Source organism: bacterium (assembly GCA_040755795.1).
Taxonomy (GTDB): domain Bacteria; phylum UBA9089; class CG2-30-40-21; order CG2-30-40-21; family SBAY01; genus JBFLXS01.
Genome location: JBFLXS010000027.1, coordinates 1 through 21,315, shown reverse-complemented (window position 1 = coordinate 21,315; position 21,315 = coordinate 1). Strand labels below are relative to the sequence as shown.

Here is a 21,315-nt window from a genome sequence, read left to right as displayed (position 1 = left end):
AGTCTATGAATCCCAACCTCAATACCTTGATAGAATATTTTGACTTCTTTTTCTTATTCAAAGATGATGTTCTGTCTTGCAAACTCAACCTTCAAGGCATTGTGATAGATGCTCTCCAGAAAACCAGGCCCTAACTCTTTATGGACATTAATACAGGCATTAATAATCCTATCAGTTAACTCTTCTTTTCTCCACTTCTCCATCTTCTCCCTTTCTCCTTATTTTTTATATCCTACCTGAACTCTTACATTATTTTAAAATTGCTCTAAAAACCGAATATCGTTTTCAAAAAATAATCTAATGTTATTGATGCCGTATTTTAGCATAGCAATTCTTTCTACGCCGACGCCGAAGGCAAAACCGGTGTATTTTGTTGAATCATAATTAACTATTTTAAATATCTCTGGGTCAACCATCCCGGCGCCTAAAATCTCTATCCAACCGGTATATTTACAAAGCCCACATCCTTTTCCTTCACATATTACGCAAGAAATGTCTATTTCTGCCGAAGGCTCAGTAAAAGGGAAGAAACTCGGTCTAAACCGAAGATTAGTTTGTTCCCCAAAGATAAGATGGATAAATGATGAAAGCACTCCCTTTAAATCACTAAATGTCGTCCATTCATCAACTAATAAACCTTCTACTTGATGAAACATAGGTGAATGAGAAATATCAGCATCTTTACGATAGACCCTGCCAGGAACAATTATTCGCAAAGGCGGTTGTTGTTTTTCCATAACACGAATTTGAACCGGGGAAGTATGTGTGCGTAAAATCACATCTTCAGAATCGCTTTTGACATAAAAGGTATCATGCATATCCCGTGCCGGATGATGAAGTGGGATATTCAAGGCATCGAAATTATAATAACTTAATTCTATCTCAGGCCCTTCGGCTATTTGAAAACCTAATCTAACAAAAATATCTACTATTTGGTTTAATATAATCGTTATGGGATGAAATTTACCTATTTGAGGTCCAATACCAGGCAAGGTTATATCAATCTTTTCTAAAAGTAATTTTTCTTGCTGGGTTTTAGATTTTAATAGTTCTGTTTTTTCGGTAAGTAATTGGGTAATTTTATTCTTTATCTCATTAATTAATTTCCCGATTTTAGGTTTTTCTTCGGCAGAGAGACTTCCCATCCTGGTTAGAAGTTGGGTAATCAATCCTTCTTTTCGTCCTAAATATTTTACCCGCAGTTTTTCTAATACCTCAAAAGAAATGGCTTTTTTAATTTCATTTTCTGCCTCTATCATTAGAGACTTAATTTTTTCTTCCATTGTTTCCAGACTCCAAATTTTTACAATGCGGTAATTCCTAAGGCAACTAATATCCCCAGTCCGGCGCCGACAAAGACTTCTACCGGCGTATGACCTAATAATTCCTTTAATCTCCGCTCACTTATTGTTCCTTTTTCATAAAGTTCATCAACCATAATATTTAAAATCCGTGCTTGTTGACCAACTGCTCGCCGGACACCAACCGCATCGGTCATAATAATAAATGCAAATATCAGAGTGACAATAAAAAGTGGTGTATCCCAGCCGTGTATTTTACCAACAGCAGTAGATAAAGCCATCACGGTTGCTGAATGAGAGCTTGGCATCCCACCTGAACCTAACAGCAGTCTAAAATTTATTCGTCTATTCTTGCGGGCATAGATAATAATCTTTAAAACCTGGGCAATTAACCAGGCTAAAACCGACGCTAAAAATATCTTGTTTTGTAATATTGTGATAATCGCAGTTACCATTATTCTTGCACCTCAGTCTGAAATCACTGAACAGTAGGCTACTGATTAGTCTTCACGGGTAATGGGTCAGTGAAATGGGGAATTCTCCTAAAAGTAGGAAGTAAGAGAGTAGGAAAGTAGGAAAGGGGGAGACATTGCCCCCAGAAGAGGAATACCGTGCACATTCTTTATCCCTTTCCTAACTTACCTACTACCTACTTGCCTACTATTTTCATTGCTTTGTCCTCCACAGGTTAATGTTCGTTTCCCCCAAATAACTGACCCATTACCTTCACGGTTCACTCTTCACTGCTAAATGCTTACTTTTTGCTAAATATCTCTTCACTCTCCGGACATTCGATAAATCTCGTGGCATCTTTGGTCAAATCTATATCTTTAACCTTTGAAAATGGTATTAGTTCGCCTTTAGCATCAATCAATACTCTAATCACTGGTCTGACAATTGCCCGCTCATTTACTTTAACGACTAATCCTATTTCTCCGGTGTTAAGCTTAACTAAGCTTCCAAGAGGGTAGATAGACAAAGTTCTCAAAAAAGCACGGACAACATCTATGGCAAAATCACTATAAGTTTGACTAATAATAATTCTCATCGCGTCATGAGGGAGTAACCCTTTTCGATATGGTCTATCCGTTGTCAGGGCATCATAGACATCGGCAATTGAGGTCATTACGGCAAATTGTGGAATTTCAGCACCGACTAATTTCCGTGGATACCCTCGGCCATCATATCTTTCATGATGGGCATAAGCGACCATTCTGGGAACTTCACTTACATCTTTTTCTCTCGAAAGGATATTATAGCTATAAATAGGATGTTTTTTCATCTCCTCAAATTCTTCTGGGGTTAATCTTCCGGGTTTATCTAATATCTCATGCCTAATCAGTATTTTACCTACATCATGAAGCAACGAACCAATAGCTAAATCTTCTAAATCTTTCCTTTTTAATTTCTGTTTTAGACCGATGAGTGTAGATAAGGTGCAAACATTGATTGAATGTGAGAAGGTATATTTATCATAGGTTCTAATATCCATAAGATTTATCAAAGAATCTTCATAGTTTGAGATAACTTCTTCAATTAATTTAGTAACCACCTCCCGCACGGTCATTTTATCAATCATCCTCCCTGCTTTTGCCTCTTGAAGACTGGTATAGACGACTTTTATTGCCTCTTCTTTTATCTGGTTAGAAAGCAAAACAGGGATGTCTTGAATCAATTTTTTGGCTTCTGCATTTTTTAGTATTTTATCATCAAAAACTTCTATTTTTGGAGGTTCTGCTACAAAATATCCTGGCATATCTTTATTATACTTACCTTTTGTTAAAAAGTCAATTAAAAAATAAGGGTAACTGTGATTCAGACACTGGACATCAGACACAAGACTATAGACTCTATAGCGGTTATTAACTGGAAGTTTACATAGGATAATACCCCATAAATAAGGCATGAGAATAATCGTTCCGTTAGGAACATAATATCGGTAGGAATAGATAGACAAATCAATCAGTTCCGTAGGAACGATATATTGGTAGAAAATTTATCCAGCTGTGCGATTAGACTAATTCATCGCAGAGACGCAAAGGAAAAATAAATGTAAAATGTAAAATAGAAAATGAAAAATGGGAAATTTTAGGACTTCGCAAGACTCATTACTTTTCAATTATACATTTTCATTGGACATTTCTCATTGGACATTATCCATTTTACATTTAACCGCACAGGTCGAAATTTATGGAAAGCCATTTACCGATATATTGTCCCTATGGGACATTATTTGTATGATATTTATTTCTACCGATATACTGCTATACATATTCACAGGCTACGCTGTAGTTCCTTTTATGTTCCGGGATAATGTTTTAATCGCTTCAATGATAAGCATTATACTTAGAAGCAAAAGGACAATCCCACAAATACCCGAAATCAAAACATCCGGGACAACACTGCTACCCTGAAGTATTTCTGGTAAAGAAGTGATGAAAGGTAAGGTTAAAGTTACCAATGACCATAAAGTCATCACTAACATAAATATCATTGGTAGGATGGTATAAATGGCATTTTTACCAGTCTTTATCAACCAGACAGAAATTCCAAGTAAGGTTAAAGAAGCAAGTAATTGATTGCTTGTGCCAAAGATTGGCCAGGCAACTAAATATCCCTTTTCTTTGGTCAACATTAAAAATAATAAAGGAACAAATAAGCTGATTAAGGCACATATTATTCCGCCAATTTTTGATTTCCACCCAATTAGTTCCTGGAGGATATAGCGGGCAAGCCTTGTTGAAACATCAAGGGTATCATAGACAAAGGTTGAAAAAGCAAGTAAGGCAAATGGGAAGGCAAAACTAAACGCTATTCCAATTAACCCCATGTATTGAGCAATACCATTAGCATAGATAAGATTTGGGTCGGATTTAAGCATCTCTGCCCCTTTTGGTAGCATTATGACGGTTATCATTGCCAGCACTGCGATTAAACCTTCAAGTAACATTGCCCCGTAACCAACTGACACCGCATCTTTTTCGCGGGAAAGTTGTTTTGAAGTCGTTCCCGAACTGACAATTCCGTGAAATCCTGAACACGCACCACAAGCAACCGTAATAAATAAAACAGGGAAGAGTAATTTTCCATTAGCCAGACTTTTTAATCCTTCAAGATTAAATGCCGGGTATTGTATGGTAAATCCTCCAAATATTGCGCCAATCAACCCAATGATAATTATAAGATATAAAAACCAACCACCAAGATAGCCACGAGGCTGAAGTAATAACCACATTGGGATGACCGCGGCAATAAAGCAATATATCAACAAGATTATATCCCATTGTTTTACAGATAATGAACCAAGTATTTCTATGGGTAATCGTGGTCCAACCCAGATTATTAATAATACTATTGGCAAAAATATCACGGTTGCTAACCACAGTTTAATCTTAAATTTGTATAAAAGGATTCCCATAAACACTGCCGCAAGAAGATAAAGGAAGGATGACGCCGCCACGCCAGGACCAAATGCCTCTTCTTTAACGACTGTCTTAAAGGTATGAGCTGTAATATCTGTAAAGGCAATAATGACATAAATCAAGGCAAGCCAGACAAAAATCAGGAATAGGATATGAGAGGTCGGGGACATATATTGTTTAACAATCTCACCAATAGATGCGGCTTTATGTCTAATTGAAGCAACTAAACTTGAGAAATCATGGACACCACCAATGAATATTGCCCCCAGAACTATCCAGAGAAGTGCCGGTGCCCAACCAAACCATAAACATCCAAGAATGGGACCAACAATCGGGCCAGCGGCCGCAATTGCCGAAAAATGTTGTCCTAATAACAACATAGGTTTTGCCGGAACAAAATCTATTCCATCATTCATCTCCTGTGCCGGCGTAAGAGATGAATCATCTAATTTCATCTGTTTTTGCAAAAACCGACCATAAACACAATAACCCGCTAAAAAAATGAGCATAACAATTAAAATTAATAAACTAATCATATCTTCCTTTCCCTCCTTAATTTTGGTAAACGCTCTCGGATAAAACCTGTTTCTATCCCTGATTAAATCCTTATCGTTACCCACATCTTTTGTATTTATTATATTATTTGAACTTTTGCGTTTTTTTTAGGTGTAAGAAAGGGGAAATGGAGAAAATTGGGGAAAGGGGAAAAAGAATTTCATGTATAACTAACTATATTTCTTATACTTAGAGAAAAATACTTCTTTTTCCTTTTCCCCCCTTTCCCGTTTCCCCTTATTTACACAAGAGATTGAAATACAAAGTGTTAGCAAAAAACGCAAAAGTTTAGTTTAAATCACAGATTATGCCAGTGTTGAGTATAAATCAACAATTTCTCAATTTTGCAGAAGTCTAAAGAATCATAATAGTATATACTATTATGATTATACCATAAAAAGTGTAAAAATACAAATATTTTTTTAAAAAAATTTTGGGGGGATAAAAAATTGGATTATTTCAAGGAGTTTTTGTGCGAAGATTTTTTACTCTTCAGGACTGTCTGCCGCTCCGAAAGGGGCAGACCGGGGGCAGACCTCGAAAACAACTGGGATTTTTTTGTTGACATATGCTAAAATTTTTGCTATAATATCCTCCGAAGGAGCAAAAATGAATGAACAGTCCAAAAGATCCAAAAAGCAAATTCCTATCAGTACAAAAACTTGATTTTATGGTATCCTAACATTAAGGGATATAATAATTTTTGTAAATAAAAAGACCGTTGATTAAAAAATTGGGAAACGGTCTTTTTTATTTTTATAAAAAAACTAAAGATTTTTCCATTTTTCGCCGATGTTTAAAGAAAGGGGGATAGAATTATTTTGGATTTTCGATTTTGGATTTTGGATTTTCGATTGAATTGTAAATTTGGCTAAATCCAAAATCTAAAATAAATGAAAATGGGAGTAACTATTCAGTTCTTTTGACAGGATTTACAAGATAGACAGGATGTTAAAATTATCCGGTTAATCAAAAAAAATTATCATAACCTTGTGGATGTATTAATATGATGAAATATAAAGAATTAACAGAGAAAATCATTGGTTGTGCTTATCGTGTCTATAATACCATGGGATTTGGGTTCTTAGAATCAGTTTATGAGAAATGTTTACTAATTGAATTGAAAAGAGCCGGGTTGAAGGCGGACTCGCAAAAGTCTATTAAAGTATTCTATGATGGAGAAATTGTCGGAGAGTTTGAGGCGGATATTATTGTAGAAGATGTGGTAATTTTGGAATTAAAATCCGTTCGACAGATTGTCACAGCACATGAATTACAATTAGTGAACTATTTGACTGCCACTCATAAGGATGTTGGATTGATTATTAATTTTGGAGAAAAAAAGGTTGAAGTAAAGCGAAAGGTGAGAGATCTGTCGGAATATTCATCACAACTACAATCATGATGAACAGAATAAACAAAAATCCCGTTAATCCTGTTCATCCTGTCAAAAATACTGAATAGATACAAATGGGAAAGGGGAGAACTGTGCCCTTTTTTGCCATTTTTAGGCTTTTATATGGTGAAATAATAAAATGAAAAAATCATTTTTTACATTATTTACCCTCTGTTTATTTACCAGCATAACTTCTGCTCAAACATTGACTATGAGTATGAAGGGAGAGTATGCTAATAACCTGTTTGGTTATGCGGTGGCTAATGCTGGTGATATAGATAAGGATGGTTATAATGACCTTATTGTTGGTGCTTATCGGTATAGCTCAGACCGCGGTAAGGTTTATATCTATACTAAGGTTGGAACTATAACTATTTTGGGACAATCAGCTGGGGAAAGATTTGGTATTTCCGTTGCCTGTGCCGGGGATGTAAATAAAGATAGTTATGTAGATATAATTGTTGGTGCTTATACTTACAATGGTTATTATGGTCGGGCGTATATATTTTTTGGAAATGCAGGAGGTATAAATACCAGTCCTGATGTTACGATTACCAGTCCTGGGGGTACATATTTAGGTTATTCAGTCGCGTCTGCCGGGGATGTGAATAAGGATGGTTGTGATGATGTCATTGTTGGGGCACCGGGATTTAGTGCGGTAAATAATTTTATGGGTAAGGCTTATATTTATTACGGTAGCACCACAATGACCAATAATCCCTCACCAAATGTAACCTTGCAAACTGGCATATCACAGGATTATTTTGGCTACTCGGTGGCAGGTGCTGGTGACATTAATAAAGATGGACATAGCGATGTAATTGTTGGTGGCTATGGATATGGTGTGGTATTAGCTCCTTCTAATTATTGGGGTAGTGCTTATGTCTATTTAGGTGGCACGATTACTAATTCTATCGCTGATTTTATTGTTTATGGTGCCTCAGGCAAGGATAATAAATTAGGCTATTGCGTGGCAGGAGCCGGGGATGTTAATTTTGATGGGTATGCAGATTTTTTGGTTGGAGCACCTGGAGCAAACACCAATGCGTGCTATGTCTATTATGGGAGTAAAACTGTCAGCAATCTGTCCAGAACAACGATAAATGGACCCGTAGCTGGTGGTTGGTTTGGTTTTTCGGTTAATAAGGCTTATGATACAAATCAAGATTTCTATGATGATATTGTTATTGGTGCCCCTCTTGAGAACTCTGGCAGGGGTAAAACTTATATTTATTATGGTGGAAATACAATTGGTACCACTTCAAATTTAAGTATAGCCGGAGAAAATACATCTGATTATTTTGGTTATGCGGTAGCCGGGGTAGGGGATTTAGATAGAAATGCTTCATATGAGTTTTTGATTGGTGCCCCTTACCATGACCCGGATGGCAGGTCTAATGCCGGGAAATCGTATGTCATTAGTGGAATTTATCGTGAATTAAAATATATCACCTTAACACCTGCTACGGCAACATTAACACCTTATGCTACCTGCACCTTTTCTGCAGAGGGACATGACCAATATGGTGATACTATCCTTTATCTTACCTATATCTGGGAGACGATGATAGGTAGTTTATCGACGACATCAGGCACTTCTACTGTTTTTAGGGCAGGCACAACTGCGTTAACCGGGACTTTAACTGTGCGTGTTGGAACTCTAACCGCAGTAGCGACAATTACTATTCCTCTGGGCACTTTAAGTTACATTATTATTACCCCGGCTACTTTAATGATTCAATCACTTGGCACTAAAAGTTTTGAGGTAAAGGGATATGATAGTTATGGGAATTTTATCCCGGATTTGAGTTTTATCTGGAATACGAACATTGGCACTGTTTCAATGGTAGTTGGGACATCGACTATTTTCACTGCCACAAATACAACACTTGTTGGGATATTAACCGCTACTTATGGCACAATTACCGGGATAGCCACAATCAGTATCTGTGCCCCTGTTTTAACCTATATCATTATTACTCCGGCGACTTTTACTCTGTTGGTGAATGCGACTTCGACATTTACCGCACAAGGCTATGACCAGTATAATCAGGAAATGGCAGGGCTAACTTATCTCTGGGGGACTCAGATAGGGACAGTTTCGTCGAATACAGGTAGTGCAACAATATTTACTGCGGGCACAAGGGCATTAACCGGGACTTTAGCCGTTACATCAGGTTCTGTAACCGTTGTTGCTATGATTAAAATTATCCCGGGAACACTTTCCTATATTACTATCACGCCTGCTACGGCAACCGTATTTGTCAAATCCGCAAAGCCATTTTTTGCCCAGGGCTACGATGGGTATCACAATCCCATCCCTGATTTAACCTATACCTGGCAAACACAGATTGGCAGTATTGCTCCCACGACTGGAAGTCAAACAGTATTTATTGCTGGTTCGGTAACTTTCTTAATCGGGACATTAACAGCGACATCAGGAACTATTACGGCAACTGCCTCGATTACTATTACCAGTGAATACGGAGACATCATTACACCGTTAAAATATCTTATTGCCTTAAAAGGACATTATCAAAATGAAAAATTTGGCATATCGGTTGCTGGTAATGGTGATATAAATGGTGATGGATTCGATGATGTTGTTGTTGGGGCACCTAACTATAATTCTAATCAAGGCAGGGTTTATATCTATTTTGGTAATTCGGTTTTAGATGACACAGCAGATATAATATTAGGAGGTGAGGCAATCGGTATTAATTTTGGTATCTCGGTCGCCATCGCTAATGTCAATAATGATATTTATGATGATGTCATTGTCGGGGCTCATACCTACAATGGACATTATGGTCGAGTCTATGTTTATTATGGACCATCACTGACTTCAAATCTTATCTTGACCGGTTCTGCTTATGAGTTCCGTGGATATTCTGTGGCTAATGCGGGTGATATAAATCGAGATGGGTATGAGGATATCATTGTTGGTGCACCCGGATTTAGTGCGGGAAATAATTTTATGGGGAAGGCTTATGTCTATTATGGCAGCTCATCTATGGATACCACTGTAGATGTAACCTTTGCCAGCGGCATTTCACAAGATTTATTTGGTTATTCAGTCGCGGGTGTTGGTGATATGAATAAAGATGGCCATAGTGATGTGATTGTTGGTGCTTATAGTTATGGAGTTCTACAGTTCCCCTCTAATTATTGGGGTAGTGCTTATGTATTTTATGGTGGGACTATTACCAATGCCGTTGCTGATATGATTACCTACGGTATTGGTGGAGACCTTAAATTAGGTTATTCAGTTGGTGCGGCAGGTGATATTAACAAAGATGGTTATGCCGATGCGATTGTTGGTGCACCAGGGATAGATGCCAATGCTTGTTGTATTTATTATGGGACTTCAGGTAGCCTTAGTGGTAACCCGGATGTAATTTTTTATGGCTCAGTGCCTAATAGTAGTTTGGGTTTTGCCGTAGATTGTGTTGGTGATGTAAATAATGAGGGTTTTGATGATGTTGTGATTGGTGCACCTTTTGTTAATTCTTTCACTGGTAAATTTTACACATATTATGGTGGAAATCCAATAGATACTTTACCTGATATTGGTATGCCTGGAGAAAACAGCGAGGATTATTTTGGGTATTCAGTCGCAGGTGGCGGTGATGTCAATCATGATGGAGCACCGGAAACAATCATTAGTGCACCTTATAACGATGATATGGGAGCAAATTTTGGTAAGGTTTATATTATCACCGGCATCCCAAAGACTTTATCTTATGTAAAAATCACCCCAGCAACGACAACCGTTGTGGTTGATGGGACATTGACATTTACGGCTCAGGGATATGATGAATATGATAATCCTATTGCTGATTTAATCTACAATTGGAACACCATTATAGGAAGTATCTCGCCAACTACGGGCAAGTCTATTATCTTTACAGCAGGCACAAAGGCATTGATAGGAACTTTGAGTGCTCGTTCAGATTCTTTTATAGGTTTTGGCACGATAACCATTATCCCTGGCACATTAAGTTATATCATTATTACACCCGGGTCTATTACCCTGCCTTACAGTGGCACACAAACTTTTACGGCACAAGGATATGATAAATATGGTAATCCAATTTCTAATTTGTGTTTTTACTGGAATACTAAAATTGGGAATTTATCTACAATAACCGGGACTGCGGTGAGATTTATTGCTGGCACGATTGCTCAAACAGGGACTTTATCGGCAACTTACGGCACAATCACGGGTTTTGCCACAATAACTATGGCTACCGCGACATTTACTTACATACTTATTACTCCAGGCACACCAACGATTGAAGTCGATGGCACTATTAGTTTAACCGCACAGGGATATGACCAGTATTGGCGGCCTATTTCCGGATTAAGTTATAGCTGGCAGGTTTCTCTGGGTAGCCTCTCTACGAATAGCGGGACATCTACAATTTTTACTGCTGGGACAATAACTTTAATTGCAACAGTAACCGTTACTTCAGGCTCTATTACTGGTTTTGCAACAATAACTATTGTCCCGGGGACCCTGACTTATATTATCATCAATCCGGCTACAGTTACTCTTACCGTTGATGGCACGCGAACATTTACCGGCTATGGCTATGATAAATATAACAATTATAACCCAAATCTTATTTTTAACTGGCAAACTTTAATTGGCAGTTTATCGTCAACTTCAGGGTCATCTACCCTTTTTACTGCCGGGACTCGGACAGTGGAGGGCACTTTAAGTGTTTATCTTGGAACACTAACGACATTGGCGACGATAACCATTATTCCAGGCACACTTACGCAGATTATTATTATGCCTGGGACTACAACCGTAGTTGTAGATGGCACACGAACATTTACCGCTTATGGCTATGATACATATTTTAATTTTATACCTGAACTTGTTTTTAATTGGAATACCTTTATTGGAAGCGTCTCATCGGGTATTGGTAGTGCGACCATTTTTACAGCCGGGACACGGGCATTAGAAGGAACTTTAGGGGTAAGTTTGGGTTCGATTACTACTCTGGCAACAATTACCATTATTCCAGGGACATTATCATTTATTTTAATCGACCCGGCAACGGCAACACTTGAATTATTTGGCTCTAAAACATTTACAGTTAGAGGCTTTGATATTTATTCCAATTTTATTGATGGGTTATTTTTTAATTGGCTGATTAATATTGGCTCAATATCACCGACAACAGGGACTAATACCTTACTTGAAGTTGGGACAAAGGCGGGATTAGGCAGCCTGACGGTTTTATTCGGTTCGATTACGACTTATGCGACGATTAATGTTCTTCCTGGAACACTCAGTTATATCATTCTTGACCCGACATCAGCAATAGTTGTTACCGGTAGCACCAGGACATTTACGGCTCTGGGGTATGATATTTATCATAATTTCATCCCGGATATAATTTATGTCTGGGAAACAACGATTGGTTCTGTTACGGCTAATAGTGCGGCGGTATTTAATGCTGGCACATCTGCTGGTATGGGCACTTTAACCGTCCGTCATGGTTCTATTAGCACCTTTGCGACGATTACGGTCATACCAGGGACATTAACTTATATTATCATCAATCCGGCATCTGTTACCGTGTTACTTTTTGGCACTCAGACATTTACTGCCTCCGGATATGATAAATATATGAATTTTATCCCCGGCTTAATATTTGATTGGAATTGGACCATAGGGTCAATTACGGTAACAAAAGGCACTTTAACGGTATTTATAGCCGGGACGACAGGTGGTATTGGGAGTTTAACCGCATTTTTAGGTTCAATAACTACTTCTGCAACAATAACCATTAAACCAGGCACACTGAGTTATATCGTTATCTATCCCTCAACCACCACAGTAGTCGTTGATAGCACCAGGACATTTACGGCAAAAGGATATGATGAATTTAATAACCTTATTCCAGAGTTAATCTTTAACTGGGGCTGGACAATTGGTTCTGTCAATGTCAGCAGTGGCACACAGACCGAATTTTATGCTGGCACAAAGACCGGTGTCGGCAGTTTATCTGCACATTATGGCACAATAACGAGTTCTGCGACGATAACGGTTAATCCCGGGACATTAAGTTATATGGTGATGACGCCGGGCAGTGCGACATTGGTTGTTGAAGGCACTTTGAGCTTCACGGCACAAGGCTATGATAGGTTTGATAATCTGATTCCAGAGTTAATCTTTAACTTTGGCTGGACAATCGGTTCTGTGAATGTCAGCATTGGCACACAGACCGAATTTTATGCTGGCACAAAGACCGGGATAGGCAGTTTATCTGCACATTATGGCACAATAACGACTTATGCGACGATAACGGTTAATCCCGGGACATTGAGTTATATTGTGATGACACCTAACAGTGCGACATTGATTGTTGAAGGCACTTTGAGTTTCACGGCAAAAGGCTATGATAGGTTTGATAATTTTATTCCGGAGTTAATCTTTAACTTTGGTTGGACAATTGGTTCTGTCAATGTCAGCATTGGCACGCAGACCGAATTTTATGCTGGCACAAAGACCGGTGTCGGCAGTTTATCTGCAACTTATGGCACAATAACGATTTATGCCACAATCACGATTAATCCCGGGACATTGAGTTATATTGTGATGACGCCGGGCAGTGCGAGCATGGTTGTTGAAGGCACTTTGAGTTTCACGGCAAAAGGCTATGATAGGTTTGATAACTTTATTGCGGAGTTAATCTTTAACTGGGGCTGGACAATTGGTTCTGTGAATGTCAGCAGTGGCACACAGACCGGGTTTTATGCTGGCACAAAGACCGGGATAGGCAGTTTATCTGCACATTATGGCACAATAACGACTTATGCGACGATAACGGTTAATCCCGGGACATTAAGTTATATTGTGATGACGCCGGGCAGTGCGAGCATGGTTGTTGAAGGCACTTTGACCTGGACGGCAAAAGGCTATGATAGGTTTGATAACTTTATCCCGGAGTTAATCTTTAACTTTGGCTGGACAATTGGTTCTGTGAATGTCAGCATTGGCACACAGACCGTGTTTTATGCTGGCACAAAGACCGGTGTCGGCAGTTTATCTGCAATCTATGGCACAATAACGACTTTTGCCACAATCACGATTAATCCCGGGACATTAAGTTATATGGTGATGACACCGGGTAGTGCGAGTTTGGTTGTTGAAGGCACTTTGAGCTTCACGGCAAAAGGCTATGATAGATTTGATAACTTTATTCCGGAGTTAATCTTTAACTGGGGCTGGAATATAGGTTCTGTCAATGTCAGCATTGGCACACAGACCGAGTTTTATGCTGGCACAAAGACCGGGATAGGCAGTTTATCTGCACATTATGGCACAATAACAAGTTATGCGACGATAACGGTTAATCCCGGGACATTAAGTTATATTGTGATGACGCCGGGCAGTGCGAGCATGGTTGTTGAAGGCACTTTGACCTGGACGGCAAAAGGCTATGATAGGTTTGATAACTTTATCCCGGAGTTAATCTTTAACTTTGGCTGGACAATTGGTTCTGTGAATGTCAGCATTGGCACACAGACCGTGTTTTATGCTGGCACAAAGACCGGTGTCGGCAGTTTATCTGCAATCTATGGCACAATAACGACTTTTGCCACAATCACGATTAATCCCGGGACATTAAGTTATATGGTGATGACACCGGGTAGTGCGAGTTTGGTTGTTGAAGGCACTTTGAGCTTCACGGCAAAAGGCTATGATAGATTTGATAACTTTATTCCGGAGTTAATCTTTAACTGGGGCTGGAATATAGGTTCTGTCAATGTCAGCATTGGCACACAGACCGAGTTTTATGCTGGCACAAAGACCGGGATAGGCAGTTTATCTGCACATTATGGCACAATAACAAGTTATGCGACGATAACGGTTAATCCCGGGACATTAAGTTATATTGTGATGACGCCGGGCAGTGCGACATTGGTTGTTGAAGGCACTTTGAGTTTCACTTCAAAAGGGTATGATAGGTTTGATAATCTGATTCCGGAGTTAATCTTTAACTTTGGCTGGACAATTGGTTCTGTGAATGTCAGCATTGGCACACAGACCGTGTTTTATGCTGGCACAAAGACCGGGATAGGCAGTTTATCTGCACATTATGGCACAATAACGAGTTATGCGACGATAACGGTTAATCCCGGGACATTGAGTTATATTGTGATGATACCTGGGAGTGCGAGCCTGGTTGTTGAAGGCACTTTGAGCTTTACGGCAAAAGGCTATGATAGGTTTGATAACCTTATCCCGGAGTTAATCTTTAACTGGGGCTGGACAATTGGTTCTGTGAATGTCAGCAGTGGCACACAGACCGGGTTTTATGCTGGCACAAAGACCGGGATAGGCAGTTTATCTGCACATTATGGCACAATAACGAGTTATGCGACGATAACGGTTAATCCCGGGACATTAAGTTATATTGTGATGATGCCGGGCAGTGCAACATTGGTTGTTGAAGGCACTTTGAGCTGGACGGCAAAAGGCTATGATAGGTTTGATAACCTTATTCCGGAGTTAATCTTTAACTGGGGCTGGACAATTGGTTCTGTTAATGTCAACATTGGCACGCAGACCGAGTTTTATGCTGGCACAAAGACCGGGATAGGCAGTTTATCTGCACATTATGGCACAATAACGACTTATGCGACAATCACGGTTAATCCCGGGACATTGGGTTATATTATGATGACGCCTGACAGTGCGAGCCTGGTTGTTGAAGGCACTTTGACTTGGACGGCAAAAGGCTATGATAGGTTTGATAACCTGATTCCGGAGTTAATTTTTAACTGGGAATGTACTATTGGTTCAATAAGTGTAGGCACGCAGACCACATTTTATGCCGGCACAAGGACGGGTATTGGTAGTTTATCCGCAACTTACGGCACGATAACAAGTTATGCCACGATTACGATTAATCCCGGAACATTAAGTTACATCATCATTATCCCGGCATCTTCGACTTTATCGGTTGAAGGCAGTCTGACATTTACAGCTAAAGGTTATGATATTTATCATAACCTTATTGAAGACATTCTTTTTAGTTGGGCGACAAGCATTGGTAGTGTCTATCCATCATCAGGGACGAATACCTTATTTATCCCTGGCACTATCCCGGTTACCGGCACATTAACCGCAAAATATGGAAATATCATAAATTCTGCAACAATAACCTTAATCCCGGGCACCATAAGTTACATCATCATTTCGCCGGCTTCGGTGACTTTAACCGTAAATGGCTCCTGTACATTTACCGCACAGGGTTATGATAGATTTAATAACCTTCTTTCAGGTTTACTTTACCAATGGGAAATGCCAACCGGGACTTTTTCAAATACTATTGGTTCATTGACTACATTTACCGCAGGCACAACCGCTATGCTCGCAACTCTTACTGTTAGAGTAGATGCGGTTATTGGCACAGCCACTGTAAATATCATCAAACTAATTCATATCTGGCCAGAATGGAGATATAACAGCACCCATACCGGACGAAGTGACTATACAGGCCCCTGTCCGGTAAGCATTAAAGGAACTTACACAACCTTAAATACCATTCGCTCTTCGCCAGCAATAGCCAATGATGGCACGATTTATGTTGGTTCAGATGATTATAAACTATATGCTATAAATCCAGATGGCAATTTGAAATGGTCATATCCAACCGGTGATATGGTTTCTTCTTCACCGGCGATTGGTCCTGATGGAGTTATTTATGTTGGGTCGCCTGATACCTATCTTTATGCCATATTTCCAAATGGGCAGTTAAAATGGAGATACAAAACAAATGGCTGGATAGAATCTTCGCCAGTTGTTGGTGAAGATGGAAATATCTATGTTGGGTCTTACGATGAGTATCTCTATGTCATCAGTCCAGATGGGACATTAAAATGGCGGTATTATGCTGGCGGTTGGGTGCATTCTTCACCAGCAATAGGCACAGATGGAACAGTGTATGTTGGGTCTTATGACAAAAAACTGCATGCCGTAAATCCCAATGGCACAAATCGCTGGATATATACTACTGGGAAACAAATAGACTCCTCACCAGCCATAGATACAGACGGCACGATTTATATTGGCTCAGATGATTATAATCTCTATGCCATTAATCCCGACGGTAGTCATAAATGGATATATTCTACAGGCCATTGGGTCAAATCCTCACCGGCAATAGGCACAGACGGCACGATTTATGTTGGGTCTTATGATAAGAAATTATATGCAATCAATCCAAATGGCAGTCAAAAATGGGCTTATGAAACTGGGGGTTGGATTAAATCTTCGCCAGTTATCGGTAGTGATAGCACCATTTATATTGGTTCTTATGATGGTTATTTTTATGCGATTACACCTCAAGGTAATCTGAAATGGCGGTATCCGATTGGCTCTGCAATTTTATCTTCACCAGCAATAGGTACCGGAAATACTATTTATGTTGGAGCAAATGATAATAAACTTTATTCTCTGGCTGTGGCACTCTCTCCTGCATCTATTAGTATTACGCCAGGTTCTGCGACCATAGGCGTTGATGGAACTTTAACATTTGAGGCAAATGCGTTTGATGCCACTGGTAAGCCTATTTACGGATTATTATTTAATTGGTCAGTAACCATTGGGAGTTTAGCCACGACGACAGGTCCCTGGACGACATTTATTGCCGGCACATCTCCAATTACCGGGACGCTTACCCTGACCTGCGATAGTTTATCTGCAACTGCGCTGATTACGGTTATTCCCGGAACCATTAGTTATATTTCAATCATTCCTTCAACCGCAACATTAGGGGTTAATCGCAGACAATTATTCACTGCCCAGGGTTATGATGTCCATAATAATTCTATTCCTGATTTAGAATATCGATGGCAGGTGACTATTGGGACACTGACCGCGACTACTGGAGCCACAACAACATTTATTTCCGGGACAAATCCTGTAACCGGAACATTAACAGTAACCGTTGGAACTGTTTCTAAAACAGCCATAATCGAGGTATTTAAATTAGACCATATCTGGCCTGGTTGGGGATATGACTATAAACATAATGCCGTCAGCTCCTATGCAGGTCCCAGTCCGGTATCTTTACTGGGGAGTTATACAACGGGTGGTTTGATTCATTCTGGCTGTGCGGTTGGTCATGATGGTGTGATTTATTTTGGCTCAACCGATAAATACCTTTATGCGATAAATAGAGATGGTAGTTTAAAATGGCGATACCTCACTGGCAATATGATTTATTCTTCACCCGCAATTGACCTTGATGGCACAATCTACATTGGCTCAACAGATAATTATCTTTATGCAATAAAACCAGATGGCAGTCTTAAATGGCGTTATGAAACGGATAATATGATTTACTCATCACCTGCAATAGGGCCTGATGGGACGATTTATATTGGTTCTTATGATAAAAAATTACATGCCATAAATCCAGATGGGACTTTTAAATGGAGTTATGAGACTGGCGGCTGGATTTATTCCTCGCCTGCGGTTAATCCAGATGGCACGGTTTATGTAGGTTCTTATGACCGTAAACTCCACGCCATCAGTTCTACCGGCACACTACAATGGGTTTATACAACAGGCGATAGGATAGAGTCCTCACCGGCTATTGGCACAGATGGCACGGTATATGTTGGTTCAAATGATACCTATTTATACGCCCTCAACTCAAATGGAACATTACACTGGCGGTATAAAACTAATAGTTGGGTAAAATCTTCCCCGGCTATTGGTAAAAATGGCACAATTTATGTTGGTTCTTATGATAATTATCTCTATGCGATAAAACCTGATGGTAATTTGCATTGGAGATATGCGACTGGCAATTGGATTGAATCATCCCCGATAGTTGGCACAGATGGCACAATTTATGTTGGTTCTTATGATAAAAAACTCTATGCTATTCTACCTGATGGAAATTATAGATGGAGTTATTTGACTTCAGATATTATAGAATCATCTCCGGCAATGGGGTCTAATGCTACGGCCTACATAAATTCTACAGATGGAAAAATGTATATGCTTGGTCAGGGTGGTCCCCCGGCATATATTCAGATTACCCCGGCAACGACGAGCATCGCCGTAGGAGGCACTATATCTTTTACCGCACAAGGCTATGATGAATCACATACCGCTATTCCGGGATTAGACTATCTCTGGGCAACAACTATAGGTAGACTTTCTTCTACCTCTGGGCAGACAGTTGTTTTTACTGCGGGCACAACGACCTTAATTGGAACATTAAGCGCCTGGTCTGGTACAGTAACGACTATGGCGACGATAACCGTCATCCCGGGAAGTTTAACTAATTTAGTCCTTATCCCGGCAACCGCAAGTTTAACACCGCAAGGCACGATGAGTTTTTCCACGCAAGGATATGATAGATATGGAAATGCAATTCCAAATTTAGGTTATACCTGGCAGACGGAGATTGGCACATTATCTCAAGGAACAGGCAGTTTGACTATCTTTACTGCCGGCACAACGGCATTGACCGGCACATTAGCCGTAACATCAGGCACAATCACTACTTTTGCCACGATTACCATTACACCAGACACATTAACCTATATCCGAATAAATCCAGGAACGATAACTTTATCTATTTATGGCACACAGACATTTACGGCACATGGTTATGATATTTATTGGAATCATATTAATATCAGTTGCACCTGGACGACGACGATTGGGAGTATCTCGCCGACAATTGGTAGTTTGACGGTATTTGTTGCCGGAACCAGGGCAATCACCGGCACATTGACATTTGCCCTCGGTAGCCTGAGCGATACAGCAACAATTACTATTGTCTGCGACCCGTTAAATTATCTCCTCATCTATCCGGCAACCGCAAGTTTAACACCGCAAGGCACGATGAGTTTTTCCACGCAAGGATATGATAGATATGGAAATGCAATTCCAAATTTAAGTTATACCTGGCAGACGGAGATTGGCACATTATCTCAAGAAACAGGCAGTTTGACTATTTTTACTGCTGGCACAACGGCATTGACCGGCACATTAGCCGTAACATCAGGCACAATCACTACTTTTGCCACGATTACCATTACACCAGACACATTAACCTATATCCGAATAAATCCAGGAACGATAACTTTATCTATTTATGGCACACAGACATTTACGGCACATGGTTATGATATTTATTGGAATCATATCAATATCAGTTGCACCTGGACCACGACGATTGGTAGTATCTCGCCGACAATTGGTAGTATGACGGTATTTGTTGCCGGAACCAGGGCAATCACTGGCACATTGACATTTGCATTCGGTAGCCTGAGTGATACAGCAACAATTACTATTGTCTGCGACCCGTTAAATTATCTCCTCATCTATCCGGCAACCGCAAGTTTAACACCGCAAGGCACGATGACTTTTTCCACACAAGGATATGATAGATATGGAAATGCAATTTCAAATTTAAGTTATGCCTGGCAGATTAAGATTGGCACATTATCTCAAGAAACGGGTAGTTTGACTATTTTTACTGCCGGCACAACGGCATTGACCGGCACATTAGCCGTAACATCAGGCACAATCACTACCTCCGCCACGATTACCATTACACCAGGGACATTAACCTATATCCGAATAAATCCAGGAACGATAACTTTATCTATTTATGGCACACAGACATTTACCGCGCATGGCTATGATGCATATTGGAATCATATCGACATCAATTCTACCTGGACGACGAGAATGGGGAGTATTTCACCGACAAGTGGGAGTTGGACTTTATTTGTTGCTGGCACGATAGCTACTACAGGCACACTAACCTTTATACATGGCAGTTTGAGTGATACGGCAACCATTACCATTACCCCTGACCCGCTGAATTATATTCGTATCTATCCTGCCAGTGCAACTTTAATGCCAGTCGGGACACAGGCTTTTACCACACAAGGTTATGACCAGTATGGCAACGAAGTTCCTAATCTAACCTATCAATGGAACACTCTGATAGGCACTTTATCTCAAATCACTGGAACTTATACCCTTTTTACTGCGGGAACAACTGCATTGACCGGGACATTAGGGGTGACATCAGGAAGTGTAACCTGCCTGGCGACAATTACCATTACCCCTGGTACATTAAGTTACATCATTATCTATCCTGCTACTACTACCTTGCCACTTTATGGCTCTCAAACCTTTACTGCCCGCGGGTATGATGGTTATGGCAATTTTATTGATGGCTTGATTTTCAATTGGTTGACCACTATTGGGTCGATTTCACCGTCTGCTGGCTCTTCTACCTTTATTCAAATAGGAACGATGGCAGGGATAGGGAGTTTAACCGCTATCTATGGAACGATTACTACTTATGCGACTATCACTGTTTTACCTGGGACATTGAGTTACATCATCATTGACCCGGCAAGTGCAACACTGACTGTTGCTGGAACAAAGACATTCATGGCAAAAGGTTATGATGTGTATCACAATCAGATACCTGGTTTGATATTTACCTGGCAGACGAATATTGGCAGTGTTTCGCTGACATCTGGCACGCAAACTCTATTTACGGCCACAACCACACCGATAACCGGGACTTTGACAGCAAGTTTTGGCTCAATCACCGTCTATGCGACGATT

General features: G+C 39.9%; 7 protein-coding genes. 2 read left to right on the top strand and 5 right to left on the bottom strand.

Annotation, left to right across the window (positions count from 1 at the left end; translation table 11 throughout):
- Positions 1 to 53: 53 nt before the first annotated feature.
- The 5 genes from AB1414_03530 to AB1414_03510 all read right to left on the bottom strand — a co-directional run bounded on the left by AB1414_03530 (position 54) and on the right by AB1414_03510 (position 5,259).
- Positions 54 to 203, bottom strand: coding sequence for a GxxExxY protein (locus AB1414_03530; GenBank protein MEW6606513.1), 150 nt, complete (start codon positions 201 to 203; stop codon positions 54 to 56).
- Positions 204 to 254: 51 nt separating this feature from the next.
- A complete protein-coding gene (gene pheS / locus AB1414_03525) occupies positions 255 to 1,283 on the bottom strand; it encodes a phenylalanine--tRNA ligase subunit alpha (GenBank protein MEW6606512.1) in 1,029 nt (342 codons plus the stop codon).
- A 20-nt stretch (positions 1,284 to 1,303) separates the two neighbouring features.
- Positions 1,304 to 1,756 carry a divergent PAP2 family protein gene (locus tag AB1414_03520; GenBank protein ID MEW6606511.1) on the bottom strand — a complete coding sequence of 151 codons (453 nt, stop codon included), beginning with the start codon at positions 1,754 to 1,756 and terminating at the stop codon, positions 1,304 to 1,306.
- 299 nt (positions 1,757 to 2,055) lie between these two features.
- Complete coding sequence (locus AB1414_03515) at positions 2,056 to 3,258, bottom strand: HD-GYP domain-containing protein (GenBank protein ID MEW6606510.1); 1,203 nt, start codon at positions 3,256 to 3,258, stop codon at positions 2,056 to 2,058.
- Positions 3,259 to 3,582: 324 nt separating this feature from the next.
- A complete protein-coding gene (locus tag AB1414_03510) occupies positions 3,583 to 5,259 on the bottom strand; it encodes a carbon starvation protein A (protein MEW6606509.1) in 1,677 nt (558 codons plus the stop codon).
- A 1,025-nt stretch (positions 5,260 to 6,284) separates the two neighbouring features.
- On the opposite strand from AB1414_03510, the gene AB1414_03505 reads away from it, so the two are divergent.
- Positions 6,285 to 6,683 (top strand): GxxExxY protein, encoded by a 399-nt coding sequence (locus AB1414_03505; protein ID MEW6606508.1) that lies wholly within the window; start codon positions 6,285 to 6,287, stop codon positions 6,681 to 6,683.
- Positions 6,684 to 6,813: 130 nt separating this feature from the next.
- Positions 6,814 to 21,315: PQQ-binding-like beta-propeller repeat protein (locus AB1414_03500; GenBank protein ID MEW6606507.1), on the top strand; the 14,502-nt coding region annotated here is incomplete at its 3' end.